This window comes from Rhizobium sp. BR 317, assembly GCF_047445835.1.
Taxonomy (GTDB): Bacteria; Pseudomonadota; Alphaproteobacteria; order Rhizobiales; family Rhizobiaceae; genus Rhizobium; species Rhizobium paranaense.
This window is the reverse complement of the sequence record NZ_JARWLB010000056.1, coordinates 1-4,301: the sequence shown is the minus strand read 5'-3', so window position 1 is coordinate 4,301 and position 4,301 is coordinate 1. Positions and strand designations below refer to the sequence as shown.

Annotated in this window: 3 protein-coding genes; 1 reads left to right on the top strand and 2 read right to left on the bottom strand. The window is 60.5% G+C overall.

Annotated elements, in window-relative coordinates; all coding sequences use genetic code 11:
- Positions 1 to 1,007 (top strand): NAD(P)-dependent alcohol dehydrogenase (locus QD357_RS31285; RefSeq protein WP_414125861.1); only part of this gene is annotated, 1,007 nt, incomplete at its 5' end.
- Positions 1,008 to 1,773: 766 nt separating this feature from the next.
- Here the strand turns inward: QD357_RS31285 and QD357_RS31280 are convergent.
- Together QD357_RS31280 and QD357_RS31275 are read right to left on the bottom strand one after the other, a co-directional pair.
- Complete coding sequence (locus QD357_RS31280; protein ID WP_414125860.1) at positions 1,774 to 3,261, bottom strand: NAD-dependent succinate-semialdehyde dehydrogenase; 1,488 nt, start codon at positions 3,259 to 3,261, stop codon at positions 1,774 to 1,776.
- A 23-nt stretch (positions 3,262 to 3,284) separates the two neighbouring features.
- The coding region (locus tag QD357_RS31275) for an ABC transporter permease (protein WP_414125859.1) at positions 3,285 to 4,301 on the bottom strand (1,017 nt) is incomplete at its 5' end.

The window sequence follows — 4,301 nt, the reverse complement described above, 5'->3', positions numbered from 1 at the left end:
GGATCGTGGCGAGCGGTGTCTGCCACACCGACATGGTTGTTCGCGACCAAGGATATGACGTACCGCAGCCCGTGGTTCTCGGCCATGAAGGCTCCGGCGTCGTGGAAGTGGTCGGGGCCGATGTAAAAGGGCTTTCGCCCGGTGACCACGTGGCTCTAAGCTACGCATATTGCGGGAAATGCGAGAAGTGCCGGGGAGGCACGCCTTATTATTGTGAAGACTTTTTCGGCAGAAATTTCCGTGGCACCCGGCCGGATGGCAGTTGCCCGCTACATGATTCACACGGTACCCAGATCAGCGGGTGCTTCTTCGAGCAGTCTTCTTTCGCCACCTACGCCATCGCCAGCGAGCGCAATGCGGTCAAGGTTTCCAAAGATGTTCCGCTCGAACTCATGGGACCRCTGGGCTGCGGGCTGCAAACGGGCGCCGGAGCGGTTCTCAACTGCCTCAAGCCCCAACCGGGATCTTCCATTGCAGTGTTCKGCGCGGGTGCGGTCGGCATGGCAGCCGTAATGGCGGCGAAGATCGCCGGATGCTCGACCATCATMGTGATCGACCTTAACGATGAACGTMTCGAACTGGCGATTGAACTGGGTGCAACCCACATCATAAACGCCCGAAATGGGGATAGCGTCAAGGCAATCAGGGAAATCATTCCCGAAGGCGCAGACTTMAGTCTMGAATGCACGAGCTCGCCGAAGGTGTTTCGCCAAGCGGTCGATTGCCTCGGCACCCCAGGAACCTGTGGACTGGTCGGATCGTCMGCACTCGGAACGGAAGGGATMGTCGATATCGGCAACTTTCTGTTMGGCCGTACGCTCGTCGGTGTGGTCGAAGGCCAGAGCATTCCCTCCAAATTCATACCCGAGCTCATCGAATACTGGCAGCAGGGACGGTTCCCGTTCGACAAGCTCGTCCAGTTCTACGATCTCAACCAGATCAACGAGGCAATGGCCGATTCCGAGAGCGGCAAGGTCATCAAGCCGATCCTGCGCATGAAGCACTAAGCTCTCGTCACGAACATTGTCCAGAAGTCAGCCTCCCAAGGCAACGTCCGGCGKGGCCGTGGTCGTCACGGTCTCGCCMGGACACTCTGGAACGCAGGTGTGAGGCGCAACACCGTTTCATCATTGCAACGCGACCAAGTCGCGGTAACGAGAGTGAGCTCTTCCAGGTCAAAATATTAGTCTGCGACGGCGCAGTTTCTCGGCGATMTGTGACCGCCGCATCAGGGCCTTGCGGCAGTTGACGGCCGCAAGCCATTGCAGAATCTGCAAATGTGAAGTGAGGTTCAACTGATGCTGCCCTTTAGTCATAAGAGCACTGGGGCGGGCAGGCACGAGCGTCCCGACACRTGCGCCTTGCGTCAACGTGCCACMAGGAAAATGCCAGACAACCGGTGATGATCTTGCCAGCGAGCGGCCGGTGGCGCGCTGTCCTMGTCCCGTCGAAAAATACCTACGAAACTATCGAGATGGGTCATCAGACGTTGCGTCAACGCGAGCCTTAAGCAGACAGACCCAGCACAAAGGTGAGTCTAGCGCCTGCCTCTCTCCGCACGTTCCGACGTTCCATTGCCGTTCTGCCCTCGACGTTCGCCTGGGCAGCGTGATCGGCCGGGTCCTGCTCGCGGTCGACCGCCTCTTTTTGAAGGCTGTCGGCGCGGTCTTGACCAAGAGTTTCCCSGCCTACTGCAGAATGTGTCATCGGGCCTCCGTGACCAGCTAAAACATTGCGGGTGGCGAGCCTTAAGACGCGCCACCAACCGTTGGACTACGACTGTATGCCGCCCATGCAGACGTATTTCATCGAAAGGAAGTCATCCATGCCGTATTTTGAGCCCTCGCGGCCGAACCCCGACTGCTTGACGCCGCCGAACGGTGCCACCTCCGTCGAGATCAGGCCGGTGTTGACGCCGACCATCCCGTACTCCAGGGCCTCCGTAACCTTCCAGACATTTCGAAGGTCGTTGGCGTAGAAGTAGGCAGCGAGACCGAACTCGGTGTCGTTGGCCAGTTCAATGACCTCGTCTGTCGTTTCGAACCTGAAGACCGGGGCGAGCGGCGCAAAGGTCTCCTCTCGTGCGACCTTCATTTCCTTTGTGGCTTCCGAGAGAAGCGTCGGCTGGACGAAGGTGCCACCACGCTCGTCCCTTGCACCGCCGACAACGACCTTCGCACCCTTACCGACAGCGTCATCGATGTGGCTGTAGAGCTTCGCTACTGCATCCTCGTTKATCAGCGGACCGATGGTGGCTCCATCCTCGAACCCGTCAAGGACCTTGAGCGCAGAAACCCGCGCCGCCAGTTTTTCTATGAAGCGGTCGTAAACCCCGCTCTGGACGTAGAGACGGTTGGCGCAAACGCAGGTCTGGCCGGCATTGCGGAACTTGGACAGCATCGCTCCTTCCACGGCCTCGTCGAGGTCGGCATCGTCGAAGACGATGAAGGGAGCGTTGCCGCCGAGTTCGAGGCTGAGCTTCATGATCTTTTGTGCGCCCTGCGCCATCAGGATGCGCCCGACCTCGGTAGACCCTGTGAAGGTCAGCTTCTTGACGACGGGGTTCGAGCAGACTTCTTCACCGAACATCCGGGCGTTGTCTGTCGGCAGGACGCTGAACAGGCCGCCGGGTATTCCCGCACGCTCAGCGAGGATGGCAAGAGCAAGGGCCKACAATGGGGTTTCGGCGGCCGGCTTGAAGATGATGGCGCAGCCGGATGCCAGCGCCGGGGCGATCTTGCGGCAGACCATGGCGGAAGGAAAGTTCCAGGGCGCGATGGCCGCCACCACGCCGACGGGCTGTTTGATGACTACTAGGCGCTTGTCGGCCTGATGCCCCGGAATGGTGTCCCCGTAAACACGCTTGGCTTCTTCCCCGAACCATTCAATGTAGGAAGCGCCGTAGGCGATCTCGCCGCGTGCCTCGGCCAGAGGCTTGCCCATCTCGGACGTCAGGATGATCGCGAGGTCCTMGGTGTTGGCCGTGACGAGGTCGAAGAACTTCCGCATGACGCCGGCACGTTCCTTGCCCGATMGTGCGKCCCACTTTTTCTGGGCGAGTTTGGCGACGTCGATGGCTTCGCGGACGTCCTGGAGTCCTGCGCTCGGGAGGCTCGCAATCACGTCCCCAGTCGAGGGATTGTGGACCTGGATCGTCTTGCCGCTCGCGCCCTCTTTTCGCCAGTCGCCTCCTACCAGCATTTCCTCGCGTACCAGGGAGGGGTCTTTCAGGCGATCCAGTAGAGCGGTGGAGATAGCCATTGATATTCCTTTCGATGCAACGTTCAAATCTGATTACGGATGTGTGGTGAGCGGGCGTAGATCGCGACCATGGGGACGATCAGCAGCCCTACGACGGCCTGTTGTGCCGGGAAACTGAGCCCCAGGCCGACGAGAAGCGAGGTCAGGACAGTAAGCACGAGGACGCCGAGGACCGTCGCTCCATACCCGCCGGCACCACMTAGAAGAGATGTTCCGCCGATAACGACCGCCGCCACGGTGGTGAACAGATAGGGATCACCGACCCCGACGAAACCGCCGCCGGAGAAACCGAGGAGCAGCATTCCGGTGAGTGCCGACATCGCCCCGCTGACGCTGTGGATCACTGTCCAGATCTTGAATTCCGAGATTCCGAGGCGGGCGGCGGCCGTGCGGCTCCCGCCAACAGCATAGAGGCTCCGGCCAAACCAGGTGTTGTGCATTATCCAGCCCAGGGCGACGGCGATGAAAGCCCATATGACGATAACCGGTGGAAACGGCAGACCGAAGAACTTGCCGTTGAACGCCGAAAGGTTGCGAAGCCATCCGGGGACGGGCGCAAAGACGGTACCGCCGAACTGCGATCCGAGCGAGGTGTAGATCTGGACCGCCCCGACGGCCGCGAAACCCAGGCCGAGCGACATGATCAGCGCCTGACCCTGCAGCCGGAAGCTGAGGGCGCCGTTGCAAGCCCCGACCAAAGTGCCAAGGACGAGCACGACGATCATGGCGACGGGCGCCGGAAGACCCGCCACCATGAGGCTTGGAAGCAGGATATTGGCGCCACCGATGATGTATGGGATRGAAAGATCCAGCGCTCCAACGAGCGCGCAGAGCGTCTGCCCGACAGACGCCAGCCCCAGGAAGGCGGCGAGCAGGAGGATCGATCGCGCGTTCTGCGGCGACACGAAGCCCGGCACGAGCAGCGCTCCAAGAATGAGCAGACATGCAAGGAGACAAAAGCCGATCGAAATACTCTTGTGCTTGCGCAAAGGGCTGGCGCCACGGGCCGCGCCGATTTCTGTGTTCAAGACAGTGGAGAT